Below are 26,699 nucleotides of genomic sequence, written 5' to 3' on the forward strand. Positions count from 1 at the left end.
ATAGAGAAACGGCTCCGGATGCAGATAACCACCGTATCCGAACGCGACCGCAATCTCGCGCTCGCCCTCGTAACACCCAATGACGAAACCGCCGGTATCGGGGAGAAACCACCAGAAACGACGCCATCACCACGTCGGAACCTTCGATCTTCATGACGTCGCGTTGCATGCGTTCGGCGATCTCGAGTTCGTCCAGGGCGCGCAACTCGCGGAAGGTGAATACCCGGCCGCGAATGCTCTTCTGCCAGGTCCGTTCATCGATGCGCGCGAAACCAACGGATTCGTAATCGACCAGCTCGTTCATCCATTCTCCGCGGGAGCTGGCGCCGGCGAGGCCGGAATTGCGATCTCCGCCGGTTGGTCGTAGGTGTAGACGGTCAGGGTGGTCGAACTGCCGGCTGTGGTCTGAATCGAGCAGACCAATCCCGATTCCTGCAGCGCGATCAGAATCTCGATGCGCTGTCCGCTCTGGCTCTGTCGACGATGCGGTACTGCTCGCAGGCACGCCCCCCGACATCCACGCTGCCCAATTCCTCCACGGGGCGTGCCCGTCGGTGTCGCTCAGACCAGAATAGGGCGGCTCGACCGGCAGCAGGAGCGACTGATAGAAGCCGGATTGCGGATTGTTCGGGCCGAGCACATTGCCGTTGATGGTGATCCAGACGTTCGGGTCGCGATTCGGCTGCGAGACACCGGGAATGGCCGGACCACGGCCATAGATGTTGCCACCGGCCGCGACGATTTCCGACTGCATTTCGCCGTCGACGGTCACGACCTGGTGGCGCTGATCGGGCAAGATCGCCTCTTCCACGATCTGCATGGTCGGATCGCCAGCAGCGGGACTGGCGACCGTGTAGGTCGAGGTCTCCGCCCGGTAGCGGTCGATAGCCTCCCAGCCGACGGCGATACGGTCGGCGAGCTGCCCGGCGGTGAGCCCGGCCGGCGTGGCCTCCCGCGGAACGGTTGGAACAGCGGTGGGCGAACGCTCGATCTCCTTGCCGCACGCGGACAGCGCGAGCGCGATCATGATCGATGCAATGAGAAGGTGGAAGCGGCGTACGTTCATACCGCAAACATACCGCACCCGCCTGAGCATCCGGTGCGGTATGATCCGCCCCGAGATGAACGATGGCCCGCTGCTCTTCAATGAACTGAACCGCACCCAGTTGGCGGCGCTCGCGCCATCGAGTTTGGTGGTGCTACCGGTTGGCGCCACGGAGCAGCGGTCCGCATCTGGTGACCGGCACCGACACCTTCGCGGTGGAAGCGATCAGCCGGGCAGCAGCGGTTCAGGCAGGAGATAGCGGCTCGATCGTGGTCGCGCCCACCCTCCCCTTCGGGTCCTCAGACCATCATCTCGCCTTTGGCGGCACGCTGTCGTTGAGCACACAGACCTACTACGCGGTGATCCGCGATCTGGTCTCCTCGCTCATCACCGACGGGTTCCGCAAGATCCTGATCGTCAATGGGCATGGAGGAAATCACGAGCTGGTGCAGCTGGTCGCGCGCGACTTAGCCCTGCCATCCGGTGCAGATCGGCGCGCTTTCCTATTGGCAACCATCGCAAGGGAAGCTCGACGGCGGCGAGGAAGGCAGGGCATCCGCCGCCTGGTCACGCGGGAGAGTTCGAAACCTCGGTCGTCATGCACCTGCGGCCGGATTTGCCGCCGGTCGATCCCCACCCGAAAAGTTGCGGAATCGAAGCGCTTCCGCCGCGTGTGATCGGCTGGCGGCTGGAACGCAACGACTGGTGGCAGGCAATCGACGGCTATACCGATAGCCCCGCCGCTGCGACCGCCGAATCCGGCGCACGCTTCGTGGAGATCGTGGTCGATGGCCTGGCCCAGGTGATGCGGGAATTCCTGGCGAGCTGAACCGTCGCGAAATGCATTCCCCCACGGATCTCCCGCAACGAGTACGTTTGCGGCCGCGGTCCGGCATCACGCATGGAGCAAGCTCGATCGCTTCCCACCAAAGCGACACCCCCGTCCGTCATCCCGAACTCCCCACCATGATGTCGCCCCACCGTCATCCCGAGCTTGTCGAGGGATCTCTTGTTGCCCAAGGCTCGGCTTCCGGACTTGAGCCATGCGTCGATGGGAACAAGAGATTCCTCCACTTCGGTCGGAATGACGAAGGGGAGACGGAAGGACGAACAGGTTGGAGCCGAATGACGAAACGGGCGGGCCGAATGACGAACCGGAGAGGGTCGGAGACCCTTGGCTTCTCGTAGCCCCGCCGTTCAGGGCGGGGCGAGACCACCAGCGCACGACGGACACGACAACGGCGGACCCCAGCCGGTCCGCCGTTGTCATCGGTCATCCCATGGCGGGATGCGGGATGGTCAGGACTCTGATGCGGCCAATTCGATCAGCAGCTTGACCGCGGCTTCGGTCAGAATGCCAGCCGCTTCCGGGGTGAACGGCGAGGTATCGACCTCATACCCCTTGGCTGGATAGTCCGCCGGCATGGGGATATACCCCGCCCAGCCACCGACATAGCCGCCGAACCAGGTAAAGGGGAAGGGCGAACGGCGCTTGATCTCCTTGCCGATGTCCTGGAAGGGCTCGCCCTCGGTACCGACGAAGACCGCCGGTCCGATCTGCAGAATGTTGATCTCCACGTCGGCTTCCGTCTTGCCTGCGAAGGCTTGCACATGCCGGAACGCCATGTTGGCCCGTTTCACCACGAAGGTGGCGGCTTCGATTTCTTTCGGGTCCGCTCCGGCGGCCTTGAGCGAATCGAGCGCTTCTTGCGCCTGGGTCACGCGCTCTTCCGCCATGTCGAAGGGCATCAGCTCGATCAACGGCAACTTGACGATGGTCGTCGAGCCGCGCACGATCGGATCGGGGCCCTCCTCGGCGTCGTAGGTCCACTTGCCAAGCGGCGCGCCCGACTCCCAGACCTTCTCATGCCGATAGGCGCGCTTTGGGAGGAGGATCTCCTCGTACGCCACAATCGCCGACGCGCCAACACTCTTGCCGAGCCGTTGAATCACCGCGATGTCGTCCGTGAACCCATCCGGGCCGGGGCCGATATCGCCGGTCGCGCCCTGGGCGAACATGGTCGGCGCGCCGGTGACCAGTTCGACGGTTTCCTTGAGATACCCTGGCCAGTCGGCGGAGAGCCGCTTGTTGCTCGGACCGAGCGTGGTTGGATGCATGGTGTAGCCGACCGCCGCCACAATGGGTGATCCGTCAAGCGCATCGATGCGCATGACGAAGACCTCGGGATCGATCGGGCCGTCTGGATTCGTGCCGGTGACAGTACGGCCATCCGGCGCGGTTTCCCGCCGGTTGACTGCCACATGGCTCTCACCCCGGGCAACGCCGACCCGTGCGGGTTCCAGCTTCTCGACCGCCAATCGGGCCGCGCCGGCCGCGTAGTCGGGCAGGAGCGCGTAGTACGCCTTCATCGCGTCGATGCCCGCTTTCGCCCAGTCCCAGCTGCTGGGCGGCGGACCGGCATGGTTGTGCGTCACGCTCACGCGCACCATTTCCGGGGGAATTCCGGTTTCGTCAGCAACTCGTTGCTGCACCTTCTGAGTTTCAGGGGTCGAGAGAATGATGAGATCGAAATCGACCCAGGCCGCGCGGTTGGTTCCGTCATCGACGACCAGCACCGTGCAGGTCAGCGGGAGATCGACATCCTCAGCGAAGACATGCACCTGCGCGCCCCAGCTGGCATGCGGCGCCGACAGCGGCGGTGTGATATCGACCCGTCCGACACCTGCCTGAAACGATCCCATTCCGCTCAATCTCCCTCGTTGTCGCGCGACGATCAACAGTTGCTCTGGCCAGGAGCCACGCTCGGCCGTGCTAGAAACCGAACGGCATGGGCTCGGTTCGCTCATTGGCGTGATGGTCGCGGCGTGGGCGCACCGGTCTGCTCTGCAACCACTGGACCAGGTCGATCAGCTCAGTGACCACATGCTCGAAGAGCTTCTCGCCTTTCTCCGCCGAACCGAGCTCGGGGGCGCCGATGGAGCCCGTTTCCGACATCTGCGAGGTCCAGCCCACGATGCCAGCCGGACCGCTGCCCATGGTCAGGTCGACCCACTGCCATTTGTCCGCGCCGGGGATTTCCAGCACGTCCTCGTGCACCGTGCCGCGGATGCGGTCTTTGCGGACACCGGCCTCGTCGAGATGCAGATACATCGAGGTTTCCAGCTCGCAGGCGTGCGCCGAGCCACCGGGACCCGATTCGCGCAATTCGCTGTTCCAGTAGCTTGCGCCGAGCTGCCACCAGGAAAGAAACGCGCAGAGCGCATCGGTCTGCAGGATAGTTTGCCGGCCAACCTGCTCCACCAACGGATGATTCGAGCCATGGCCGTTGATGACAATGATGCGCTCGAACCCGTGCCAGGCCAATGAGCGTGTGATATCGAGGAGGTAGTTCACGAATGTCGTCGGCTGGATGCTGATGGTGCCGGGAAAGTCGAGCACATGATGGCAGTAGCCGTATTGCACTGGAGGCATGACCAGCATCGATTCCGGAGCGCGGCGACCCGCTTCGCGGCAGATCGACTCGACCTGCAAGACATCGACATCGAGCGGCAGGTGGTGTCCATGCTGCTCGACCGCGGCAACCGGCAGGATGACGACCTTCTTCTGGGCGATCGCCTCATTGATCTCAGGCCAGGTCAGCTTGTCGTAGCGATATTCGCCCCGCACATACCCGGAATCGACCACGTCCATTTCCGGCCCAGCAGCCATATTCGTGCCCTCTATCGCTCCCGCAGACGCGGATCGAGAATGTCGCGCAAACCGTCACCCAGGAAGTTGAAACCAAGCACCAGAATGGCGATCGCCAATCCCGGGAAGATCGCCATCCAGGGGGAGATTTCCATGTAGGTGCGCGCGATGTTGAGCATGCCGCCCCAGGTGGGTTCCGGGGGTTGCGTGCCAAGCCCGAGGAAGCTGAGCGCCGCCTCGGAGAGGATCGCGCTGGAAAGGTAGACGGTGGTGAGCACGATCATGGGGGCCATGATGTTCGGCACGACATGTTGCCGCACCATGCGCCAGTTGCTCGAACCGAGCACCCGGGCGGCTTCGATATACGCCTCGCCTTTGACGGAGAGCACGGTCCCGCGCACGACGCGCGCAAAGGCCGGGGCATAGATGATGCCAATGGCGATCATGGCGTTGCGCCGGCTGGGGCCGAGCAAACCGGCGATCACGATGGCCAACACGATGCCTGGGAAGGCAAACATGATATCGACGACGCGCATCGTCCAGGTGTCGGTGCGGCCGCCGAAGTACCCGGAAAGCAACCCGAGAAAGCCGCCGATCGCCAACGCGATGACCACCGAGATGATGCCGACCTGCAGCGAGACGCGCGCGCCGTAGACGATGCGGGAGAACGTATCGCGGCCAAGCTCGTCGGTGCCCATCAGATGTTCCCGGCTGGGCGGGAGCAGGCGGATCGAGCCTTGCGCCGCGGGGTCATAGGGCGCGATGAGCGGCGCGAAGATCGCGATCAGAATCGTGGTCAACACGATGATGGCGCCAACGATGCCGATCGGGTTGCGATAGCGCTTGGGAAACTTCCACCATGGGGTGGTCGCGCGCGCCACGCGCCCTTCGGTGATGACATCGGGCGTAGTAGTGACGACGCTCATCCGAGTTTGATCCGTGGGTCGAGCCATGCGTAGAGCACGTCGACGATAAGGTTGATGCTGACGAACGCGACCGCCAGATAGAGCGTGGCCGCCTGCACGAGCGGATAGTCGCGATTGAAGATGCCCTGCAAGAGGGTATTGCCAACGCCATTCAGTCCGAACACGACCTCGACCACCGCGGCCGAGCCCATCAGACCGCCAAGCTGGAAGCCGATGACGGTGATGACCGGGATGAGCGCATTCTTGAGCGCATGGCGGTAGAGCACGGGCTGGGGCGCCAGGCCTTTGGCCTTGGCGGTGCGCACATAGTCCTGCCCGAGCACTTCGAGCATGGTAGTGCGCGTCATGCGCATGGTGATCGCCATCAAAGGGACCGCCAGCGCAATGGCCGGAAGAATCATCTGCTGCAGGTTACCGATTGGATCGCTCGTGAAGGGGATGAAGCGGATCGAGGGGGTCCAACCGAAGACTTTCGAGGTGAAGAGGAGCATCAGGGTGGCGACCCAGAAGTTGGGCAGCGAGAGCCCGACGAGCCCGGCGACACGCGCGCCGAAATCGAAGGCGGTGTCCCGCTTGACAGCCGAAATCACCCCAAGCGGAATGGAGACAACGGTCGAAATGATCAGCGCCAGGATGGCGAGTTCGATGGTGATGGGCAGCGCCGCGGCCAGAATCTCGCCAACTGGCTTGCCCGAACGCATGGACGTGCCCGGGTCGCCCTGCAGCAGGTTGCCCATCCACTTGATGTATTGCACCGGGATGGGGTCGTTCAACCCCATCGATTCACGCAGCTTTTCTTTCGCCGCGGACGAGGCCGTGCCATCGGTGCCGGCCAGAATGTCGACTATGTCGCCTGGCAGCAGCCGCAACATCGCGAAGATGAGCAGGCTCATACCGATCAGCGTGGGAACGAGCAGCGCCAGGCGCTGCAGGATGTACTTCGACAACGACGTGTTTCCTAAACGTGCGAACTGTCAGGTGATTCTTCGTGAAATGAAGGCAGGAGCCGCGGTGGCGGCTCCTGCCCAGAAAGCGGATCGTCCTACTCCGCGTCGGCCACGCAAACCGTGCGCAGACCCGGGTTCGTGTTTCCGAAGAACACATACATGCCGGTGAGCCGGTTGTTGACCGCCTGGAACTTGAACGGCTGCACCAAGTAGAGATGCGCCGCATCTTCGGCAATGATCTCCTGCAAGCGTTGGTACATCGGCACGCGGGCGGCCGTGTCGGTCTCGGCAAGCGCCTGATCGTAGAGGGTATTGAACTCCTCGTTGTTGTAGCCATCACCGAACCAGACCACGTTCTGCGTGGTTCCCTGGCGGAAGTCGATGACATAGCCCGACGGGTCACCGCGCATACCGCGGCCGGTGGCTCCCCACTGGTAGGCGCCGGTGCCGATGTTGTCGGCGAAGGTGCCAATTTCCAGCGGAACGACGCTAACGTTGATGTTGAGCTGCTTGACCGCCTCGGCCACGATCTCGGCGTTCTGCGTGTAGGAACGCGGCGCCGCGATCGCCTGCAGCTCGACCTCGAAACCGTCGGCGTAGCCGGCCTCTTCCATGAGCGCCTTGGCAGCCTCGACGTCGTTGGCATAGAGCTCGGCCAGCCGCTCCGGCGTGAGCGGGTATTCGCCGTAGCCGGGAGGAATCGCGCCGGTGATCGCCGCGCTGCCGCCAAAGACGTTCTGCCGGATCAATTCACGGTCGACGACCTTGTTGATCGCCTGGCGCACCCGGGTGTCGCGCCATGGCACGTCGGCCTCAGCGGTCTGGAACTGGATGACGTTCGGCGTCGAAACCGCGCCCTCGAGGATGGTGATGGTGTCATCGCCCTCGAGCGTGATGACCACGTCCGCCGAGAAGGTGCCTCCGTCGATCTCGCCAGAGCGCAGCGCCGCGACGCGGGTCTGCTCTTCGGTCAGCGTCTTGAGGGTCAGCTTGGAGATGCAGGGAATCCCGGCGTTCCAGTAGTCCGGATTGGCTTCCATGACGACCACGTCGTCCTGGACATACTCGACCAGCTTCATCGGGCCGGTGCCAATCGCCTCGCTGAGCGGGTTGTAGTCGTCGTAGAAGTTCTCGGGAACGATCGGGGTGTAGCCGCCCCAGGCCATCGTGCCCGGCAGGGTGGGATCGAGCTTCGACATCGTCACCTTGACGGTGTAGTCGTCGACGATCTCGGTGCCGGTGATGTTGGCGAGGTAGGAAACGGCAACGCCTGGCTCCGGCGGGGTAACCGCCAGGTCCATCGAGTACTTCACGTCGGCCGCGGTCATCTCTTTACCGTTGTGGAAGAGAACGCCCTTGCGGAGATTGAAGATGTAGCTGTTGTCCGCATCGACCTCCCACGTCTCGGCAAGTCCCGGGACGAAGTTGAGATCCTGGTCCCACATCACGAGGGTGTCGTAGAAGAATTCGCGGCCCTGCCAGTGCGCCAGGGAGATGGCGCCGAATGGCAGCAGGTTGGGCGGAGGGGCATCGAGCGCCCAGATGACCTCGCCGGCCGGTTCGGCATCTTGTGCCGAGACATCGGCCAACTGCCGGATCGTAAGCCCGCCGCCGAGCGCAGCGCCAGCGCCAAGAGCGCCGCTTGCCTTCAGCATGTCGCGCCGGGAGAACCGGCCACGGGCAAGGTCGATCAAAAACCGGAGGTCGTTATCGTTTTCGGTCATGATGTTCCTTTCGAAGATCGGTATCCGGTCGTCGTGACCGGTTGTCGGGTTAGCTCGACTCGACCCAACGAGTCTCAGTTCGCTCGATTACCTTGCATACCGGCGCTCTGCGGACCGCGGCCCTCCTCTCATGGAAATGGTCACGAAAGTAATTTAGCAGCTTCTGGTAAACAGTCACCAGTCTTTGTTTGAGCGGTCATGATACCAGCACAGTTCGCAGTGTGGACAGGTTCGACTCGAATGACATCTATGCGGACGAACGGCCTGCCAAGTCGGGCCCACGCTGGCGCCGATTTGTTCCCCTGAACACGATGGCGCGTCAGCGACCACGTGCTGCGCGCACTCCATGCTCTACGTGCGGTTGACGCTTCCAGGAACAGAATCGAGTCGATGCCGGGACGATGCGAGCTGCGCTGGCAATGCGAAGGAGCCGCCCTCCGGGCGACTCCTTGCTCGATACGCCAGAGAGCAAATGCTATTCGGCGTCGGAGACGCACGCCGTGCGCAGGCCCCGATTGGTGTCGGTGAAGGTGACATACATTCCAGTCAATCTGCTGTTGACCACCTGGAACTTGTATGGCTGCACCAAATAGAGATGCGCCGCATCTTCGGCAATGATCTCCTGCATGCGCTGGTACATCGGCACGCGTGCCGCCTGATCGAGTTCGGCCAGCGCCTGATCGTAGAGTTCGTTGAACTCGTCATTGTTCCAGCCATCGCCGAACCAGGTCACGTTCTGTGTGGTGCCCTGGCGGAAATCGATGACGTAGCCCGACGGGTCGCCGCGCATTCCGCGGCCGGTGGCTCCCCACTGGTAGGCGCCAGTGCCGATGTTGTCGGCAAAGGTGCCAATTTCCAGCGGAACCACCTTGGCGTCGATATTGAGCTGCTTGACCGCCTCGGCCACGATCTCGGCGTTCTGCGTGTAGGAACGCGGCGCCGCGATCGCCTGCAGCTCGACCTCGAAACCGTCGGCGTAGCCGGCCTCTTCCATGAGCGCCTTGGCGGCCTCGACATCGTTGGCATAGAGCTCGGCAAGCTTCTCGGGCGTGAGCGGGTATTCGCCGTAGCCGGGCGGAATCGCGCCGGTAATCTCGGCCTTCCCACCGAACACATTCTGGCGAATCAGCTCGCGGTCGACCACTTTGTTGATCGCCTGGCGCACACGCGTATCACGCCATGGCACGTCGGCCTCAGCGGTCTGGAACTGGATCACGTTTGGCGTGGAGACGAGACCCTCCAGGATCGTAACGCTATCGTCGCCCTCCAGTGTCATAGCCACGTCGGCGCTGAACGAGCCGCCGTCGATTTCGCCGGAACGGAGCGCCGCCACGCGGGTCTGTTCTTCGCTGAGCGTCTTGAGAGTCAGCTTGGCGATGCAGGGAATCCCGTCTCCCCAGAAATCGGGAAACGCTTCCATCACGACGACGTCATCCTGGACGTACTCGACCAGCTTCATCGGGCCGGTGCCGACCGCCTCGCTGAGCGCGTTGTAGTCGTCGTAGAAGTTCTCCGGAACGATCGCCGTGTATCTACCCCAGGCCAGGTTTCCCAGCAGGGTGGGATCGACCGTCGCCGTGTTGATCTTGACCGTGTAGTCGTCCACGATGTCGGCGCCGGTGATATTCGCAAGAATCCCGATCGCCACACCTGGCTCGGGCGGCGCGATCGCCATCTCGACGGAGTACTTCACATCGGCGGCAGTCATCTCTTTGCCGTTGTGGAACTTCACACCCTTGCGGAGGTGAAAGATGTGACTACCCGATTCGTCGGTCTCCCACGATTCGGCCAGTGCCGGCATTGGGTTGAGATCCCGATCCCACTCCAGGAGCGAGTCATAAAAGAACTCTCTCCCATTCCAGGCCGGCTGCGAGACAGCGCCAAAGGGAATCAGGTTGGGCGGCGGAGAGTCGAGCGCCCAAACGACCTCTCCGGACGGAGCGGCGCCGGCTTCTGGCGACTGCGCGGAAACATCGGCGAGTTGGCGAATGGTCAGGCCGCCTCCGAGAGCAGCGCCGGCAGCAAGCGCGCCGCTGGCCTTGAGCGCATCGCGGCGGGAGAACCGTCCACGGGCGAGATCGATCAGAAACCTCAGGTCGTTGTCTTGGTCGGCCATGGTTGTCCTTTCAATGAACGTTGATCCAGTCGATGTGACCGGGTCTCGGGTTACTGCGACTCGACGGTGAGTCAAAGTTCGCGCGTGGAACCGGCAGCAAAGCCGGGCGGTCCGGTGCCCTCCTCTCTTGAGATACGTCTTCGAGAGCAATCTAGCAGTTTCTGGTCAACAGTCACCAGTCGTTGTGTGAGCCGTCATGATACCAGCCGCGTTCGCCGCGTGGACCGGTACGCCCTGATTGGTGTCCATGCGGACGAAGGAGACGCTTGGCACGCGGGAGGCAGCAGGCAGGTCGATCCTTCCTCCGTTCCACCGCTTATACGACTCGATCGGTCCTACGGCTCGATGTTCAGCACTCGATTCAGGACGTTCTTCGTGATTTGTGACGTGAACTCGTCCACGAGCAATGACGCTGGCCAGGTGATGGAGCCAACCGAGAAGACGGACCCTCCGGAGGGGGTGTCGTACTGCACGATCTCGGCGCCGCCGTCATCCGGGTTGAGCCCTTTGGCCAGGAGGCGCGCTGCGACCGGCGAGGAGCCGCTCATCTTGTCCGTTTCATGGCCGGAAGCGCCGCCCCAACAGCGTTCCTGCAACCCGTTGCGGCCGAAGATGTCGCCGTCCCGGAGACCCGTGCCTTCGTAAATCCAGTGATCGGTGTCGACTGCCCGGTACGGAGCGGCGGTCATGATGCCCGACTCGGTGGTGACTACGCCCAACAACTCGGCTTCGCTCCGGTAGCGCCGGTGCATGCGGCTCTCGATGAAAACACCGGTGTCGGGATCGGTGTACCCCATATCGCCGCCGGAGGTCGGCATGTAGTTGTAGAACTTCAGCGCCGCGCCGTCGGCCAGGAACTCGACCTCGCAGTTGAGCCCATTGCCACCCAGGTAGAGGAAGTTCCCGCCCTCGTTCTTGACCCATTCGTCGATGCGGCGGTACTGCTCCCGTGACCAGTACTCCGGATGCACACTGGCGATCGCGGCCCGGTGTCCTGTCAGTTGGAGCTCACCGGTGTGCAGCTGATGATCGCTGTATACGTCGTAGCCGTACCCTTCCCGTTCCAGCCAGGCCAGCAAGCGCCACTCTGCCGGAGCAAGATGACACCCCTGCCGCCCCACGATTGGATCGGTGGCCTGGGTTCCCTCGGGAATGCTGTTGGCCGGGTTCGGACGCTCGAAATGAACGGGAGGATAGGCGTCGTCGGGAAAGCTCCACTCGCCAAACGTATCGATCGAGGAATAGCGGAGCATGTCTTGCCGCGCATTGACCGCGGGGGCTAGAGGCATGCCTGCCGAGTTGACGTAGTTGCTACGGCCGCCAAAGTTGTTGTAGGCATTCCAGGTATTGGTCGACAGGATGACCGCAATCGGGTTCGACGGCGCGGCGGGCGCGACGATCCAGGGAAAGGAAAAGAACCGGCCGGTGTTGCTCTTCGCTTCCAGATAGTAGAGTCCTGAACGCTCCGGCCCGGTGACGAACTGGGTCAGATGCGGGTTGCCATACCCGGTCTTGTTCCACCGAACGCCCGTTTGCACGTAGTCGCCATCTGGGGTGATTTGCATGACCGCCCGGGGACCGTGCTCGTCGAACCAACCGAGCTTGGCGATGAACTCCTTCTCCAGCCCGTAGCGCCAGAGGCTGAGTTGGTAGGGTTCGTGGGAATGAACGCGAAACTCAGAACGCTCTCCGGTCTTGACCCAATTCGGCCAGACATAGCCAAGCAGGCAATCGGAGAGCAAGCGAAACTGATAGGGCTCAGCCAGCGGCAGATCGAGGGTGACACTCTTCGAGCCAAACCCAGGCTTGACCAAGCTGAAGCGATGGCGGCCCGCGCCCAGATCGGCATACACCCCGCCACGCGGGGTGGAACGGATCACCTCGATCAGCTCGCCGTCCTGGTCGATCTCGATCGCCACATCGCTCTGGGCCACATAGTTCTCGTCGCTCACGTATCCGATCAGCACCGCGTTTCTCTCCGCTCCTCGATGTGAACTCCTGCCGGGCGTTGCTCTCGCCGCGCGCAGGGTATCGGAAACGGGGATATCTCGCAGGCGACGCGCGGCGCACGAGATGCGCCCTCTACCCGGGCTCCTGCGTACCAATGCAAAGGGCGTCCTGCGCACGCTCGCCGGGTGATACCAGCCCCGTGCGTTCCCCCACCCGACGCCCTGCCGTATTCAGTCCCGATCGATCAGCCGCTGGGAACGTCCAGAATGTCCGTCGGGAAGATCCACCAATTGCTATAGAGAACCGTACGCCCGGCGACCGAGTATCCCTGGAAGAACCCTGTCCCGATGTAGATATCGCCTCGATTCGTGATCGTCGACAGATCGAACTGCGGCAACAGCACCCCATTGATGGCGATCGTGCCGGTACCGCCCTGCACCAGGAGCTCGATGGTGTTCGATGCGCCAGGAGCGATATCGAATCCGGTGGCAGCGCCCGTGGCATACGGGTCCTGTCCAGGAATGAGCATGTACCAGGTTCCGGTCGAGTCGATCACGAAACGCACGCCGCCTTCGGAATCGCGGTCGTCTCGGAATCCGATGCCGATATCGCTCGGAGTCGTGAGATCGGTCGGGTTGGTAAGGGTCACGATGGTGTAGAAGTCGCTGACATTGATGCCGGCCGTAACCCACATATACCCCGCTGGGTCTTGCGATATCGTATCGGCGTACTCACCACCGAGCGGCGGGTGGAGCATCGCAGCCGCGCGCGCCTGATCGAACGACGCGGCAACGCTATCAGTTCCCTGAAGCGGGGGCACGATCGGCGCGGAAGTCGTTATCGGAGCGGTTGTGGGCACCGTTGTATCCACCGGCGGCTCGGTCGCCACGGCGATGGCATCTTCCGCCACCGGAACCATTCCCGACGAGAGATCCCAAACGGCGAAATCCGAGGTCGACATCGCCAACGGATCGGCGACGCCAACGTTGCCCGAATCGAGAAACCCGATCTCCGATTGGACGTCACCAGCGATCGGTGTCCCGCCGAGCGGAATGACCGCACCCACATCGTACGTGTTCCCGCTCAGGATGGCAGTGCCCTGATAGACCGTCAGGCCGAGGAAATTCGTCGCTCCCGGCGTGGGGTCGACCGAACCCGCTGGCAGTTCGCCAGACTGCAATTGCTGATAGTCGCCGCTCGCGGAGTCATAGCCGTATCCCCAGGTGGCAGTTCCGTTGCCATGATCCTGGAGATAGATGTCATAGCAATTCCCAGCGGAATCGGTCCAGAAGCAGTAGCCGACCAGATACGTCGTTCCCGCGGGCAGGGCCGGAGTCGTGTAGTAAATCTCGGCATAGAAGTCGGCCAGTTGCACGCCCGCTGGCAGTTTGGCCAACCCGTCGAGATCGACGTCTGCATCGCCGCCCAAACCCGAAACCACTGGGGCGCTCTCCAACGAGACCGTGAAGGCATCAGAAAGCGCGCCGGCCGCATCGACGGCCGGATCCCGCATCGGGGTGGATTGACCGGTGGTCGCGCCAACGGCGGTCGGTTCCCAGACCGGGGTTTCCGGACCGAGTTCCAGATTGCCATTGTCGGTCACGGTCAGGTTGTCGAACGCCACCTTGAGACCATCGGTCTCCTGCCCATTCGCGCCCAAACCGATGAAGGGGAGTCCCACGGCATACGTCGCATCGAATGCGCTCGCCACGGGCTGCCCGTTGACGATGCCGGTGATGATGCCGGTCCAGCAATCGATTCCGATCTGATACATCGTGTTGGCGGGCGCGATCAACGACGGGTCGACCGACTGGGCGATATTGGTGTCCCCGGTGGAGTCCCGCCGCCAGATGATGATTTCCCCGGTGGCTGGCAGATAGCCAAAGTAGTACCCCTCGCCGGCATCGGTGCGGCGACAGCCGGCAATGACGTATTTATTGGCCGGATCGCCCTCGATGAACGCATCGACCGTCAGGCGCGAACTCGCCATCTCGGGGAGATTCAGTATCGAAGTGATGTCGCCTCGAAACGAGGGCTGCTGAACATCGACGACGAACTGACTGTTCTGGTAGGTAAAGCTGACCGTGGGGTCGAACGTTTCGGTGCTCAACAGCCCGGTTTCCGCCGAGTCCATGGTATCGGTGTAGACCGTGCCTTGAGCCAAGCCAACATCTGGCAGGGGGAACCCTGCTCCAATCAGTACGAGCAGCAACACGATGACCGAACGGATTCTGCGCATGAGGACCTCCGTCTTCTGTCGCACCCTATATTGACTTGTTATGTCGCCCCAGTATACGGAGTTTCGAGCCGTTGGAAAAGCCTCAAACGTTCGGTCGGCCACGCCGGCAAAACGAAACGTACGGGCAGTCGATGACCGCCCGTACCCCGAAAGAGATTGCCCTGAGATATGTCGTGGATTGCTACGCCGTCATCGGGAAGACCCAATAATCCGCGTACGGCACTTGTCGGCCGGCCACGGAGTCGCCCTGGAAGAATCCGGTGCCGATGTACACATCTCCCGGCGCGGCCGCGCTGGAGAGATCGGCTTGTGGCAAGACGACCCCATTGACCGCGATCAAGCCCGCGCCGCCCTGAGCAAGCACTTCGATGGTATTCGTCGCTCCCGCGGCCGCGTCGAAGTTCGTCACGACGCCACTGGCGATAGTCGTCACGTTCGGGACGAAGAGATACCACTCACCGGTGGACAAGACGACGAAGCGCAGACCGGACTCGGTCCCTGCGGATGCCCGGAACCCGATTCCGACATCGAACGGCGTGGCGACATCACCCGGATTGGTGAACGTGACAAGCGCATAGAAATCGCCAGCGCTGATGCCGCTCGAGTTCCAGGTGTAGCCCGTCGCTTCCTGGGTCAAGACGCCCGAATTGCCGCCGACCAGCGGCGCGTTCGCAATTGCCGTGGTGCGGCCCCGGTCGAAGATCACGCTCTGGACATCGGTGGATTGCAGCGGCGGCAACGTCGGAGCCACCGCATTCGTGCGAGGCGTCGGTTGCACGATCACGGTCGGCGCTATTGTCGGGAGCGAGGCCACCGTCGGGCTTGGCGGAGCGATGGTGGGGAGGGATGCGCTGGTCGCGGTTGGCAATGCCGCGCTGGGGGTGTCGGTGGCAACCGGACCAACGCTCGGCACCTGACCCGAGCTCAGATCCCAGACAGCAAAGAAGGAGACATCCATTGGCAAGGTGTTCACAGTGGACGGCGCGGCGCTCGCCTGTTGGATGAAGCCGACTTCCGCTTTGACATCGCCGATCACTGGTGTGCCCTGCAACGGAATAACCGCCGCAACCGTGAAGGTGTTTCCACTCAGGATCGCGAGCCCCTTGTAGACCGTGATGCTGAGGAAGTTGTCCGCGCCCGGAGTGGGATCGATGGTCCCCGCGGTGACATCGCCGGTCTGGATTGTGTCGTAGCCCTGGCCGGCCACGTCATACCCATATCCCCACCGGGAAATACCGGTGCCGTCATCCTGCACGTAGATGTCGTAGCAGTTTCCGGCTGGATCGACCCAGAAACAGAATCCGACCAGGTAATAGGTGCCGGCTGGCACCTGGGGCGTGGTGAAGTGAAGCTCGGCATAAAATTCCGCCACCTGCACACCGGCCGGCAGCGTGCGCACGTTGTCGATCGTCACCTCGGCCGAGCCACCGAGATCGGCAACGAGTGGCTGGGCATAGAGCGAGACGTTGAACGCATCCGCCAGGGTAGCTGCAGGATCGATGTTGGGGTCGCGCATCTGGGTGGTGGCGCCGGTGCTCGCTTCCGTCGGCGCCAGTGGAGCCGTGGTCGGAACCGCCAACGTCGGCGCTGCCGCTGTGGGCGCGGCCAGTGTGGGCGCTGCTGGAATGGCAGTTGGCTGAAGGTTGCTTCCTCCGGAGAGATCCGTGACCGTCAAATTGTCGAATCCGACGGCCAGCCCGTCGATCTCATCTCCGCTGGCGCCCGCGCCGATGTACACCCTCCCACTCGCGTAGGTGCTGTCGGTGGCCGTGAGCGCCGCAGTGCCATTGATCAGGGCTGTAATGACGTTGCCGGTGCAATCGATTCCGATCTGGTTGTTGGCATTGCCAGCATTTACCAGCGCTGGGTCCTGCAATCGCTGCAACACCACATCGTCATCTGGATCGGCACGGAAAAGAATCGCCAGACCGCTGACGGGCGCGACGCCGAGCATGTAACCATCGCTGGTATCGTTCGCGCGGCAACCGACGAGGACGTACTTGTTGTTGGTGTCGCCGCCGAGCGCGACGTCGACCGTCACGCGCACATCGCTCATTTCAGGAACGCCGATGAACGAAACCAGTTCGCCCTGGAATGACGGATCGCTGGCCTGCACCAGGAACTGGCCGTCCTGGTAGGAGTAGGTCACTCCGGGGGTCGATGACGCGGTGCCAAGCAACCCGGTTTCTGCCGAGTCCATGGTGTCGGTGTAGACCTGCCCCTGCGCCCTTGCCGGGGAAACCGTCTGCAATCCGGCAAGCGCGAGCAACAGCACTGCCAATACGAATCTCGATAGCCGTCGCATAGTCGCTTCTCCTATGTCGAACGATCGATCTTTTCAGTTGTCCGGTATTGGCAGTATATGGGCAATCGGCGGGTAGCGCACGCGGCGCCGAACCGGCGCTTGCCCATGTCTCGCTGCTGTTGGTTCGCCTATTCGAGCCCCAGCAGCTCCAACGAATTGCGGTGCAGGATGCGTTCGAGCGCATCGAGGGGAACGGGCGGCAGCGCGGTGCCCGCAATCGGATCGTTGACACGCCAAAGCGCATCCATCGTTTCCTGCGGCGACGCGATGGGGTAGTCCGAACCGAAGAGCAGCTTGTCCAGCACGGCCCATTCGGTCGCGATGCGCATGGCGTTGTAGTACGACCAGGGGCGATAGAAATTGGCGGAGATGTCCGCATACACATTCGGATGTTTGCGGATGACGACGTAGCAGTCGGTCTGCCACGGGTGCCCCATATGGGCCAGGATCATCTTGAGGTCCGGGAACGCGGTGGCGACACGGTCGATATGCCGCGGATGCGCGAAATCGAGATCGGCAAAGCGCACCGGCGACGTTCCCTGATGAAAGAGGATCGGCAGCCCAAGTTCCTCGGCACGAGCGAAGACCGCGAACGCCTCCGGTCCGAGCGGATCGAAGTTCTGGTAATTGGGGCCAAGCTTGATACCGCGCAAGCCGAGGTCATGAACGCCGCGCTCGACCTCATCCAGCGCATTCGGATGGAAGGGATGCACGGTCAGGAAGCCAATGAACTTTTCCGGATACGCCCGCACGAACGCCGCGGTATCGTCATTCACCCGTGGGGTTTCGTAGATGAGCTGGCCGTCATCGGGCACATCGCCGCGCGGATCGGACGCGATGTTGAAGACGATGGCGCGATCGACGCATTCGAGCGCGCGCACATGCTCGTCCCAGGTATGCGCGGTGGAGGCAGATTGATCGGGGCGCCATTTGCTATCGAGTTCGGCGCCGGTTCGCTCGGGAGCAATCCGATGTCGTGGGGTGTGGTTGTGAACATCGACGATCATGGTTTTGGGCGCGCTCCTCGGTTCGCAACCGGCGAGTCCGTCTGCCGGGGGATCGAACTTCTCTGGCCGCTGCAGGCGGTTGCGACAGCATAGCGAACTCGAGAGGTGTGCCGGAGCAACAAGACAGGGCGGCCGGGATGGCCGCCCTGCTTCGACTCGCCTTTGCCGTCGCTACGGAGCGACTTGGTAGACAGCGAAGTTCTGGAAGGGAACGACCCGCCCGGCAACTGAACTGGAGATGTACATACCGGCCGCAATATAGACATCGCCGGCAGCCATATTGGCGGAAAGATCGACCTGTTGCAGCGCCTGGCCATTGAACGCGATCATGCCGACCGCACCCTGGGCGATGAACTCAATGGTGTTCGTGCCGCCAGGAGCGGTGTTGAAGGTCGTGACGTTGCCTTCCGCCACAACCGTCCCGGTTCCGATCGTCACCACCCAGGAACCGTCCGAGCGGACAACGAACCGATACTCGGTGTCGTCGGCCCGGTCACGGACGCCCATCCCGATATCCCAGTTGACCGACATGTCGGTTGGATTGACGAACGTTGCAGTGGCATAGACGTCGAGCAGCGAGACGCCGGCCAGTTGCACATTGAAGCTGTCCCCAAGTTGGGTCAACGTTCCGCTCGGCACCCCGGCCACCGGCTGAACTGCGAGCGCCGCCGCGCGCTCGGTCTCGAACGCCTGCTGCAACACAATGTTGCCAGTCGAGCCCGTGGTTGCTGGCAGCGTGGGCTGAACACCGGCCTGGGTCGGCTGGATGGGAGCCTGCGTCGGCTGCAACGGAGCCTGGGTCGGTTGCAACGGAGCCTGGGTCGGTTGCAACGGAGCCTGAGTTGGCTGGACCGGGGCCGCAGGCGTCTCGGTGGCGCTGAAGATGTCCGGGTAGACCCCAGACGACATATCCCAGATGCCGACCGACGTGATGGTGACGGGCAGGGTGCGGGTCTCCGTCTCGACCGATGCAATGAAGCTTGCCGACGCCTTGATATCGCCGCCATACGGAGTGCCCGGCACCGGGAAGCTCACATCGGCTTCATAGGTGTTGGTGCTGAGAATGGCAATGCCCTTGTAAACAACGACGGTCACCTCGTTGACCGCCTCTGGCGCGAGATCGATCGCCCCAGCCGGAAGCGGGCCGCTGTTCACCAGATCGAACCCGTTCGGGCTCCAGTGGCCCAGGCCCCAGTTCATGTTGGTGCGATTGCTGCTGACGAAGAGATCGTAGCAATTGCCATTGGCGTCCGCCCAGAAGCAGAACCCGAATGTCCAAAGCCCGGCCGGGTCGGAGGGAGGCGTGATGAAGTCGAGCTCGGCGTAGAAGTCGAGCAGATTGACACCAGCGGTCAGATATTGTGGGGAACCCGAGCTCAGGTTGCCATTCGCACCGGTCGATTCGTAGGCCACCGGCTGGGCCAGCGTCATGAAGAAGCCTTCATCCAGTGTGGCGGCCGGATCGATGCTTGGATCCGTGTACGGGACCATTGGGAAATCTTCGGTCGTGCCGGTTGTCCCCGTGGTCGGTTGCACCGGAGCCTGCGTCGGCTGGAGTGGGGCCTGCGTCGGCTGCAACGGGGCCTGGGTCGGCTGAAGCGGAGCCTGGGTGGGAGCCACAACGCCCGAAACGAGCTCTGTGATGACCAGATTGTCGAAACCGGTCAGCAGCAGATCGGTGGTCGCGTCGTTCTTGCCGGCGCCAATGAACGGATCGCCAGCGGTATAGGTGGCGTCCTGCACCGTGAGCAGCTGCGTGCCGTTGACAAAGCCGGAAATGGTGCTCCCTTCGCACCGAATCTCGATGGTGTTGTTCCCGCTGCCAACCGTGACGACCGAGGTATTGGTCACACTGGCGATGTTGACGACATCGCTCGGGTCGTATCGCCAAATGTTCGCCAATCCGGTGTCAGGGTGGACCTCGAACATGTACGCGGTGCCCGCATCATCGAAGCGGCAACCGACAAAGGCGTACTTGCCGGTGAGATCGCCGGCAATCGCGAAATCGACCTTTACGCTGACATCCGGCAATGGTGGGACGTTGGCAAAGGCCAACAGGTCGCCAGACCATCCTTGCTCCAGGGTCTGAATGATGAACTGGCTGTTCTGGTATCCATAGAGAAAGCGAGCGGGGTCCGGCGAACCACCGAGCAACCCGGTGGCGGACGAACTACGGTGTCCTGGTAGACCCGACCTTGCGCTGCGATCCCTTGCGCGCCGCCCACCCATGTGATGATCGATGCAAGGAGCGCTATCACGAGCGCAGTACGAATCATCCGATGCATTGCTTCACCTTTCCTTTCAAACAAATAGCGAGAACCTGACTATGTACTCATGCGCGAGTATACCGAGGATCGATGCTCGCTGAAGAGCGCATGAAGTACATAGTCGAACGACCCTCGTGTCCCGAGATCGGTGCAGCGTGTTCCCCGGCTCGACTCCATACGGCTGTCACCGGTCTCCAGACCCGCTACGGAAGCGCCCAGATTCGAAATGGTCACGACCGAGGTTCGGCCGGTCACGATATCGGGCACGTTCAGGCCAGCGGTTACCCACACGTCGCCGGCGTTGGACGAGGGCGAGAGATCGAGAACGGCGACCACGGTGCCGTTGATGGCCAGGTAGCCGGTTTCCATCTGCCACGACTTCGATCAGATTCTGCTCACCTCGGTTCCGACTGGAACCTGTATGCCTTGCCGGTCTGATAGGCCGGTTGATCGCCGATGCCGAGGAACCATTCGTCTTCTGAGCTGATGACGAGGCGCAACTGATTGTTCCCCTCGACATGGCGGGGAACCCGAACCCGATGTCATACGGGGTGCTCATGTCATCAGGATTGGTGAATGTCGCGCGGAAGTAGGAGTTGGTCGTGACGATCTCCGGTAGATGCCCTGAATCACGCCCACGCCTTCGACCACATCACCCGTGACCGGACCGTAGATCGGATCGCTGGCAAGCGCCTCGATCGCGCAACCTCGAACCGATCGACCTGGTCACGATCGACGTATCGATCGCGATCCTCATCGTCCTCGGCATCCTCGTCGTCCGATGATTCTTCGTCCGCCGTTGCCATTGCCTCGGCCGCCTCGCTCTCGCTGGTTTCCTCATCTGGCCCGGCAGTGGCGACCTCGATTTCGACCGGTGATTGCGCCACCGATTCCTGGGTCACGATCGAGGTCGGTTCCACAGCGATCGTCGGCGCCGGCGTTTGCGTCGCCGACTCGGTAGCGGTCGGAAGGGGGTGGTGGTCGGGGTGGCCGATTCGGCCGCCCGGAAGGTGCCGGATTCCCCACCAGACTGACGAAACTGCTTTCGGCTTCCTCGGTCGGTGTGGCAGTAGGTGGCACCGGCGTCGGCGTCTCGGTCGGTGGAACCGGTGTCTCCGTCGGCGGGATCGGGGTTGCCGTCGGAACGGGTGTATCCGTCGGCGTTGCCGTTGGCGTTTCCGTCGGGACTGGTGTCTCCGTGGGAAGCGGCGTCGGCGTCTCCGTCGGTGTATTGGTCGGCGTTGCCGTTGGCGTGTCCGTTGGGACTGGTGTATCCGTCGGCGTTGCCGTTGGCGTGTCCGTCGGTGTATTGGTCGGCGTTGCCGCCGGCGTATTCGTTGGCGTGTCAGTCGGCGCGGTTGCCGCGTGTCAGTCGGTGTCGACGTCGGCGTGTCAGTCGGTGTCGACGTTGGCGTGTCAGTCGGTGTCGACGTCGGCGTGTCAGTCGGTGTCGACGTCGGCGTAACCGTCGGCGTGCTCGTCGACGTGTATTGGTCGGTGTATTCGTCGGCGTATCCGTCGGTGTGTTCGTAGGTGTCGACGTCGGTGTATTGGACGGCGTACTGGCCGTTGCCGTTGCCGTGTTGGTCGGAGTGAATGTTGGTGTATGGGTTGTCGTCGCCGTCGGCGTAGTTGGCGGTCACGGTGTTCGTCGGCGTATGGGTATTGGTCGGCGTGTTCGTCGGAGTGAACGTTGCCGTGGCGGTGAAGGTCATCGACGGGGTCGGCGTGATGCTCGGCGTCAACGTGACACTCGGGGTGAACGTGGCAGTCGGGGTCGGGATGATGACCTCATCGTGTACCCCGAGCAGGTGCAGCGCTTCGTCCCGGCTGCCAAAAAAGACGCCATATTCCGCGATAGCCGGGGATGAGAGGATTTCGTCCAGGTGTCTTCCCAGCGCCAGAGTTCAGCGCCGGATTCAGCATCCAGGGCCACCAGGACGCCGCTGTTCGAGCCGGCGTAAACGATCCTGTCCACGACAGGGTGATGCATAGAAGCCTTGATCGATTGGGAAGCCCAGAGCGGCGTGCCGGTAACGGAATCGAACGCATAGAGGCCCACCGAACTGCCAGCGAACACACGTCCGTCCGCCACAGCAGGCGACGAGGTCTGGCTGTGGCTGCCTGCGTCTGGGCCCAGAGCACTGCCCGCGGTGGCCTCTTGCGCGATGACAACGCCGTCGATGGTGCCGTAGTAGACGATGCCGCTATCGACCGGGCGGCAGTGGAGAAGATGGCCGACGCCCCGGAGGCGGACCAGATCAGCGTGCCGCTGGCGGCATCGACGGCATAGAACGAACTGTCCACTCCGCCGATGTAGATGACGCCTTCTGCGAATGCGGGCGAGGCGTAGAAACTCGCGTTCCCGGCGTAGACCAGCGGCGCTCGCCGGTCGCGAAATCGATCGCGTAGAGCGAGTTGTCGTAGTTGGCGATGTAGACGATGCCATCGACGACCGCCGGAGAGGCGACGATCATGTCACCAGCTCGAAGCGCCAACGCTCGTCGCCGGTAGCCGCATCGAGCGCATAGAGATTGCCGTCCTCGCTGCCGATCAACACAACGCCATCGACGACTGCCGGGGAGGAATACACCTCACCCTCGGTGCGGAAGTGCCAGGCGAGTCGCCCGTTTGCACATCGACCGCGTAGACCAAGCCGTCACCACTGCCGAAATAAACCGTGCCATCGACCACCGCGGCGACGATTCGACATCTCCACCAGCGTCGAAGCTCCAAATCTCCTCGATCTTGCCGGAGTCGCCGGGACCTCGACTGTCCGCCCGGCCGTTACGGCCGGGGTCGTTGCGGAACATTTCCGGCGGTTGGGGTACGGGTGAGGCCGCGTCAGAGAGCCAGGACTCTGGACTGCCGGCGATCGGCGAACCGGCATCCCAGCCGCGGTCGCAGCCGGGAGCGCACTCCAGGCCAGCATCGCCACCAGAACAACTGCCATCAGGAGCGATGCGCCCCGGTTCCACCGAATCGGTCGACGTCCAGCCTGCACGCTTCCCGCCGATCTACCGTCGAAACCCGCTGCATGCGCACTGCCAGACGGGTGACCGGTCTTCCAATCTCCGAACGTTTCTCGCATTCTCTCACACCGCGCAAGTCCAATCACTCGCGCTTGCCAACGCTGTCCTCTGCTGGTGTGTCGGCTACCATTGATCGGTATCGTTCGATCCACGAACCGCCACGGAAAGGATGGGTTCTCATGACATCGAAGGCCGACCGCTTCAAGACAAGCATCGATATTCCCGCTGGCACGCGAGCCGAAATGATCGATTCGCAATCAGCAGCTCGCCGACACGGCGGACCTGCAAACACAGATCAAACAGGCGCATTGGAATGTCAAGGGGCCGGAATTCATTGCGCTGCACAAGCTCTACGACGAACTGGCCGAAGAGGTCGAGGCCATGTCGACGAACGCCGAGCGGGTGACGCAGTTGGGTGGCTATGCGATGGGCACTGCCAGAATGGCGGCCGCAAATTCGCGTCTTCCGAGTTTCGTCGATGCCACCGATGGCATGGATACGGTAAAGGCGCTCGTTGCCCGCTACGCCGACTACGCCGCCAGCACCCGCGCCGCTATCGATGAGGCGGACAAGTCGGGCGACAAGGACACCGCCGATCTCTTCTTACCGAAGTGTCACGCGGGATCGACAAGGCCTCTGGTTCCTGGAAGCGCACCTCCAGAAGTAGCTGAAGCTGTACGGAATCCGGGTGATTGCCAGGGAATGGCCCAGCGTTCGACGGTGGATTCGCGACGAGCGATCGTGTGCCGTCCCCAGGCGCCCATGCGGATTCCGTATCAATGGAAGAACGAAAAACGCCGCCGGGCTCGGGCCCGGCGGCGTGTTCATTCGGTACGCGTTGAAGCAGGTCGCGGTGGCCGTCTATCCGGTCATCCACCGTGCGCTTGCGCCGTCGTTCGGTACGATCTCCCGACACATCGACCAGTGTTCACCAGCACCCATGCTGCAAATCAACAACACCAGGAACCATGCAACATGGTCGAGCCTACTTGGAGAGAACATGCCCAGCCTTTCCAGCGCGTCGACGAACTTGCCACTGGTTCGAGTCTAGTGATGCTGGCATGGCGGCGGGAGCGCCATCTGACCCGAAAACGGGCACGTACGTACAGAACGGGGTCCTGCGCGCCGAGATCTGCGCCCTGAGACGGAACCGAAACACCGCATGGCGTCTGGACCAGGCGCTCGGCCTTCCAGTCCTCGCTCAGGCGTCGGGCGACGTCGATGAGGGTGAGCTGGACTGTCATCATCTGATCTCCGCGCAGAACATCGACCGACACTGTCTCTCCCGGCTGGTGCATGAAGAGCACTTCGGCGAACGCGTTCTGCTCATTCACAGACACGCCATTGATGGCGATCACGATATCGCCGACTTGCAAACCGGCAGCTTCCGCGGGTCCGCCGATGTTAACAACAGAGATGTAGGCTGCAATGTCGATCGCGATTGGCCTGGGCAGCAACTGCCGTTGATGGTCTGATGCGATACCGAAGAACGGAGGATCACGCGTCCATCGGAAATCAGCCGCTGCGCGATGTCCTGCACCTGATTGCCTGGCAGCGAAGAAGAGTCCCTGGATCGACTGTCCTCCCTCTTTCTGATGTACACCCAGCGTGTTGACGCCAACCACGCGGCCATGCAGATCGAACAACGGTCCACCCGAGCTGCTCAAGCTGATGGCCGCGTCGTGCTGGATCAGGTTGTTGTAGTTGGATTGGGCCAGATCGCGGCCAAGCGCGCTGACGATTCCCTGGTGACGGTGTTGGTGTAGGTGCCCAACGGTGAACCGATCGCCAGCACAGTTTCGCCGACCTGCAACCTCGTCCGAATTGCCAAACGTTGCGAACGTCGGCGCCTCGCCATCGATCCTGACCACGGCAAGATCGCTGGATGCGGTCCGAACCCACCAGCGTGGCTGGAAGCCGCTCGCCATTCGAAAGGATGACCTGGAACTCTTGTCCCCCCTCGACGACATGCCAATTGGTGACGACATGTCCTTCGGCATCGATGATGAACCCGGTGCCTGATCCGACTGGCCGTGACCGAGTCGAACCCCCAACATCTGCTGATTGATGACCGTCACCACCGACGGTCCCACTTGCCGCACACCGAGATTGCATCGGTAGGCACGGATCTGTCCTGCGCGGTGGCGGGCGCGTGGGCGCGCCCCGCGAGAGCCCCCAGCCTACGAGCAGCCCAATGGCCAGTCCAAGCACGAAGAGCAGACGGAGGGAGCGATGGGAGTCACCTTTTGCACGTGGCCTGAATCCTCAGCATCGCGACCTGATTCTAGCGGCGACCCCGTCCACGACGGCGCGGCTTCAGCGCTTTTTCAGGCACGGCCACGGGACCTGAGCGCGTGTTTCCCACTACGCAGAACGGCGAGGGCGAAATACGTGGTATTGCTGATGCGCTGGAGATGGGCTACCCCTAGTATGAGATCGTGTTCAGTTCCAGTTGCTGGACGCCGAACGAGATACATGGTCATTAATGGAGGACATCGTGAACGTAATGGAAGCCAAGGGCACAGTCCGGCAATGGTAGCCGCCAACGCCGAAACGCCCGGATTTCGCGCGGCGCATCTGGTGGGTGGGATCACCGCGATGCCGGGATGTGACGCGCTCTTCCAATCACCAAGGACACTGATCTGCATCTACCTCGACAACGAGAGCCCAATGGTCCAGCAACAGGACCGATCTCGAACATTCTGGAAGCGCACGTGGACGGATTGGCGACTGAAGCAGGACTCAAACCAGTTAGCGAGTACGAGCCCGGAAGCGGTTCCGGAATCCGAACTGGCCTTTCACTTCACCGTGGAATCGTCGATCTATGACCCGGACGGCTGGCTTTCCGACTTGAGCCGCCAGGTCATTCCGCGCCATGCCGACCGCGAATGGGTGACGCCCGGTTTGCGCATGAGGTTTTGGGCCAACAGCGGGCATTCGGATTGCGTCCATTGGCACAGGAAGCCGCGCGAAGCCATCGGGCGAGCTTTCCATGCTCGGCTATAGCAGCACTTTCCTGGCGGGCGCGTTCTCCGTGGCGGCATTGCGCTCGCCGAAGATGGGCGGCCGGGTGTCAGACCGTCCGCGAGTACCTCGCGGAGTACGGGCGGCTCGATCTGCAGGAACGTCTGCTGGCGATCTTCGCTCGATCGCTTGTCGCTTCCCGAATCGGTCGAGTTGCTGGAGGAAACCGGTTGGTTCTTCGACCTGGCATTGGAGCGGAAACAGAAACCCCACCCCTTCGATCACAAGCTGCATGCGCATCTGCGGCCATACCTGGTGGATTCCTGCTAGCGTATGATCGACGAGGGGTTCCATCGCGAGTCGGCGGCCTGGATGCTACCGTTCCATCTGGCAGCCACCGACATTCTGTCGATCGACGGCACAGAGACCGAAAGACGCTGGGCCGCGCAACGACAGGCGCGTTTCCTGGTAGAGCGCCGTTTCGATACGGACGAGATGCGCGATGCGCGGTTCGGCGAAATGGCGCAA

20 protein-coding genes and 2 pseudogenes are annotated in these 26,699 nt (G+C 62.4%); 7 read left to right on the forward strand and 15 right to left on the reverse strand.

All coding sequences use genetic code 11. From position 1 onward, the window contains the following. Positions 1-79 precede the first annotated feature (79 nt). From R2855_02585 to R2855_02595, 3 genes and pseudogenes are all read left to right on the forward strand, one after another. Entirely contained in the window at positions 80-367 is a 288-nt protein-coding gene (locus R2855_02585) for a hypothetical protein (GenBank protein ID MEZ4529894.1), read from the forward strand. 869 nt (positions 368-1,236) lie between these two features. Beyond that, positions 1,237-1,515 (forward strand): annotated as a pseudogene (locus R2855_02590) (creatininase family protein). Positions 1,516-1,550: 35 nt separating this feature from the next. After that, positions 1,551-1,874, forward strand: coding sequence for a creatininase family protein (locus tag R2855_02595; GenBank protein MEZ4529895.1), 324 nt, complete (start codon positions 1,551-1,553; stop codon positions 1,872-1,874). Between the two features lie 470 nt (positions 1,875-2,344). On the opposite strand, the gene R2855_02600 is transcribed toward R2855_02595, so the two are convergent. From R2855_02600 to R2855_02660, 13 genes are all read right to left on the reverse strand, one after another. Next, a complete protein-coding gene (locus R2855_02600) occupies positions 2,345-3,748 on the reverse strand; it encodes a neutral/alkaline non-lysosomal ceramidase N-terminal domain-containing protein (GenBank protein MEZ4529896.1) in 1,404 nt (467 codons plus the stop codon). A 70-nt stretch (positions 3,749-3,818) separates the two neighbouring features. Next, positions 3,819-4,715, reverse strand: a complete 897-nt coding sequence (locus tag R2855_02605; protein ID MEZ4529897.1) for a creatininase family protein — start codon at positions 4,713-4,715, stop codon at positions 3,819-3,821. Between the two features lie 11 nt (positions 4,716-4,726). Continuing rightward, positions 4,727-5,620: an ABC transporter permease gene (locus R2855_02610; GenBank protein ID MEZ4529898.1), complete on the reverse strand. Its 894-nt coding sequence runs from the start codon at positions 5,618-5,620 to the stop codon at positions 4,727-4,729. Beyond that, positions 5,617-6,567, reverse strand: coding sequence for an ABC transporter permease (locus R2855_02615; GenBank protein MEZ4529899.1), 951 nt, complete (start codon positions 6,565-6,567; stop codon positions 5,617-5,619). Before R2855_02615 ends, R2855_02610 begins: the two co-directional genes overlap by 4 nt. Before the next feature lie 95 nt (positions 6,568-6,662). Then, complete coding sequence (locus R2855_02620) at positions 6,663-8,291, reverse strand: ABC transporter substrate-binding protein (GenBank protein MEZ4529900.1); 1,629 nt, start codon at positions 8,289-8,291, stop codon at positions 6,663-6,665. 475 nt (positions 8,292-8,766) lie between these two features. After that, positions 8,767-10,407: an ABC transporter substrate-binding protein gene (locus R2855_02625; GenBank protein ID MEZ4529901.1), complete on the reverse strand. Its 1,641-nt coding sequence runs from the start codon at positions 10,405-10,407 to the stop codon at positions 8,767-8,769. A 335-nt stretch (positions 10,408-10,742) separates the two neighbouring features. After that, the gene (locus R2855_02630; protein ID MEZ4529902.1) at positions 10,743-12,374 is read right to left on the reverse strand and encodes a DUF6605 domain-containing protein; all 1,632 of its coding nucleotides are present in this window, start codon (positions 12,372-12,374) and stop codon (positions 10,743-10,745) included. Between the two features lie 227 nt (positions 12,375-12,601). Continuing rightward, a complete protein-coding gene (locus R2855_02635) occupies positions 12,602-14,596 on the reverse strand; it encodes a hypothetical protein (protein ID MEZ4529903.1) in 1,995 nt (664 codons plus the stop codon). Between the two features lie 181 nt (positions 14,597-14,777). Next, positions 14,778-16,901, reverse strand: coding sequence for a hypothetical protein (locus R2855_02640; protein ID MEZ4529904.1), 2,124 nt, complete (start codon positions 16,899-16,901; stop codon positions 14,778-14,780). 128 nt (positions 16,902-17,029) lie between these two features. Continuing rightward, a complete protein-coding gene (locus tag R2855_02645) occupies positions 17,030-17,908 on the reverse strand; it encodes an amidohydrolase family protein (protein ID MEZ4529905.1) in 879 nt (292 codons plus the stop codon). A gap of 171 nt (positions 17,909-18,079) precedes the next feature. Then, positions 18,080-20,137, reverse strand: a complete 2,058-nt coding sequence (locus R2855_02650; protein ID MEZ4529906.1) for a hypothetical protein — start codon at positions 20,135-20,137, stop codon at positions 18,080-18,082. A gap of 95 nt (positions 20,138-20,232) precedes the next feature. Further along, complete coding sequence (locus R2855_02655; protein MEZ4529907.1) at positions 20,233-20,544, reverse strand: hypothetical protein; 312 nt, start codon at positions 20,542-20,544, stop codon at positions 20,233-20,235. 260 nt (positions 20,545-20,804) lie between these two features. After that, positions 20,805-21,095 carry a hypothetical protein gene (locus R2855_02660; GenBank protein ID MEZ4529908.1) on the reverse strand — a complete coding sequence of 97 codons (291 nt, stop codon included), beginning with the start codon at positions 21,093-21,095 and terminating at the stop codon, positions 20,805-20,807. Positions 21,096-21,238: 143 nt separating this feature from the next. Between R2855_02660 and R2855_02665 the strand changes: the two genes are divergently transcribed. Next, the gene (locus tag R2855_02665) at positions 21,239-21,640 is read left to right on the forward strand and encodes a hypothetical protein (GenBank protein MEZ4529909.1); all 402 of its coding nucleotides are present in this window, start codon (positions 21,239-21,241) and stop codon (positions 21,638-21,640) included. Positions 21,641-22,291: 651 nt separating this feature from the next. Next, on the forward strand, positions 22,292-22,468 hold the full coding sequence (locus R2855_02670; protein MEZ4529910.1) for a hypothetical protein: 177 nt from the start codon (positions 22,292-22,294) through the stop codon (positions 22,466-22,468). A 180-nt stretch (positions 22,469-22,648) separates the two neighbouring features. Here the strand turns inward: R2855_02670 and R2855_02675 are convergent. Further along, positions 22,649-22,798: pseudogene (locus R2855_02675) on the reverse strand (PQQ-binding-like beta-propeller repeat protein). Between the two features lie 1,359 nt (positions 22,799-24,157). Continuing rightward, a complete protein-coding gene (locus R2855_02680; protein ID MEZ4529911.1) occupies positions 24,158-25,264 on the reverse strand; it encodes a PDZ domain-containing protein in 1,107 nt (368 codons plus the stop codon). A 475-nt stretch (positions 25,265-25,739) separates the two neighbouring features. On the opposite strand from R2855_02680, the gene R2855_02685 reads away from it, so the two are divergent. Both R2855_02685 and R2855_02690 read left to right on the forward strand, forming a co-directional pair. After that, a complete protein-coding gene (locus tag R2855_02685; GenBank protein MEZ4529912.1) occupies positions 25,740-26,213 on the forward strand; it encodes a hypothetical protein in 474 nt (157 codons plus the stop codon). A 147-nt stretch (positions 26,214-26,360) separates the two neighbouring features. Then, the gene (locus tag R2855_02690) at positions 26,361-26,501 is read left to right on the forward strand and encodes a hypothetical protein (protein ID MEZ4529913.1); all 141 of its coding nucleotides are present in this window, start codon (positions 26,361-26,363) and stop codon (positions 26,499-26,501) included. The last annotated feature ends 198 nt before the right edge of the window (positions 26,502-26,699 follow it).

It is taken from the genome of Thermomicrobiales bacterium (assembly GCA_041390825.1).
GTDB lineage: Bacteria > Chloroflexota > Chloroflexia > Thermomicrobiales > UBA6265 > JAMLHN01.

Bases quoted from the DNA above. Each gene is read 5' to 3' on its own strand.
- R2855_02585 (MEZ4529894.1), top strand. From the start codon at position 80: ATGACGAAACCGCCGGTATCGGGGAGAAACCACCAGAAACGACGCCAT.
- R2855_02600 (MEZ4529896.1), bottom strand. From the start codon at position 3,748: ATGGGATCGTTTCAGGCAGGTGTCGGACGGGTCGATATCACACCGCCG.
- R2855_02605 (MEZ4529897.1), bottom strand. From the start codon at position 4,715: ATGGCTGCTGGGCCGGAAATGGACGTGGTCGATTCCGGGTATGTGCGG.
- R2855_02610 (MEZ4529898.1), bottom strand. From the start codon at position 5,620: ATGAGCGTCGTCACTACTACGCCCGATGTCATCACCGAAGGGCGCGTG.
- R2855_02620 (MEZ4529900.1), bottom strand. From the start codon at position 8,291: ATGACCGAAAACGATAACGACCTCCGGTTTTTGATCGACCTTGCCCGT.
- R2855_02625 (MEZ4529901.1), bottom strand. From the start codon at position 10,407: ATGGCCGACCAAGACAACGACCTGAGGTTTCTGATCGATCTCGCCCGT.
- R2855_02635 (MEZ4529903.1), bottom strand. From the start codon at position 14,596: ATGCGCAGAATCCGTTCGGTCATCGTGTTGCTGCTCGTACTGATTGGA.
- R2855_02640 (MEZ4529904.1), bottom strand. From the start codon at position 16,901: ATGCGACGGCTATCGAGATTCGTATTGGCAGTGCTGTTGCTCGCGCTT.
- R2855_02645 (MEZ4529905.1), bottom strand. From the start codon at position 17,908: ATGATCGTCGATGTTCACAACCACACCCCACGACATCGGATTGCTCCC.
- R2855_02650 (MEZ4529906.1), bottom strand. From the start codon at position 20,137: ATGGGTGGGCGGCGCGCAAGGGATCGCAGCGCAAGGTCGGGTCTACCA.
- R2855_02655 (MEZ4529907.1), bottom strand. From the start codon at position 20,544: ATGGAAACCGGCTACCTGGCCATCAACGGCACCGTGGTCGCCGTTCTC.
- R2855_02680 (MEZ4529911.1), bottom strand. From the start codon at position 25,264: ATGTTGGGGGTTCGACTCGGTCACGGCCAGTCGGATCAGGCACCGGGT.
- R2855_02685 (MEZ4529912.1), top strand. From the start codon at position 25,740: ATGGTAGCCGCCAACGCCGAAACGCCCGGATTTCGCGCGGCGCATCTG.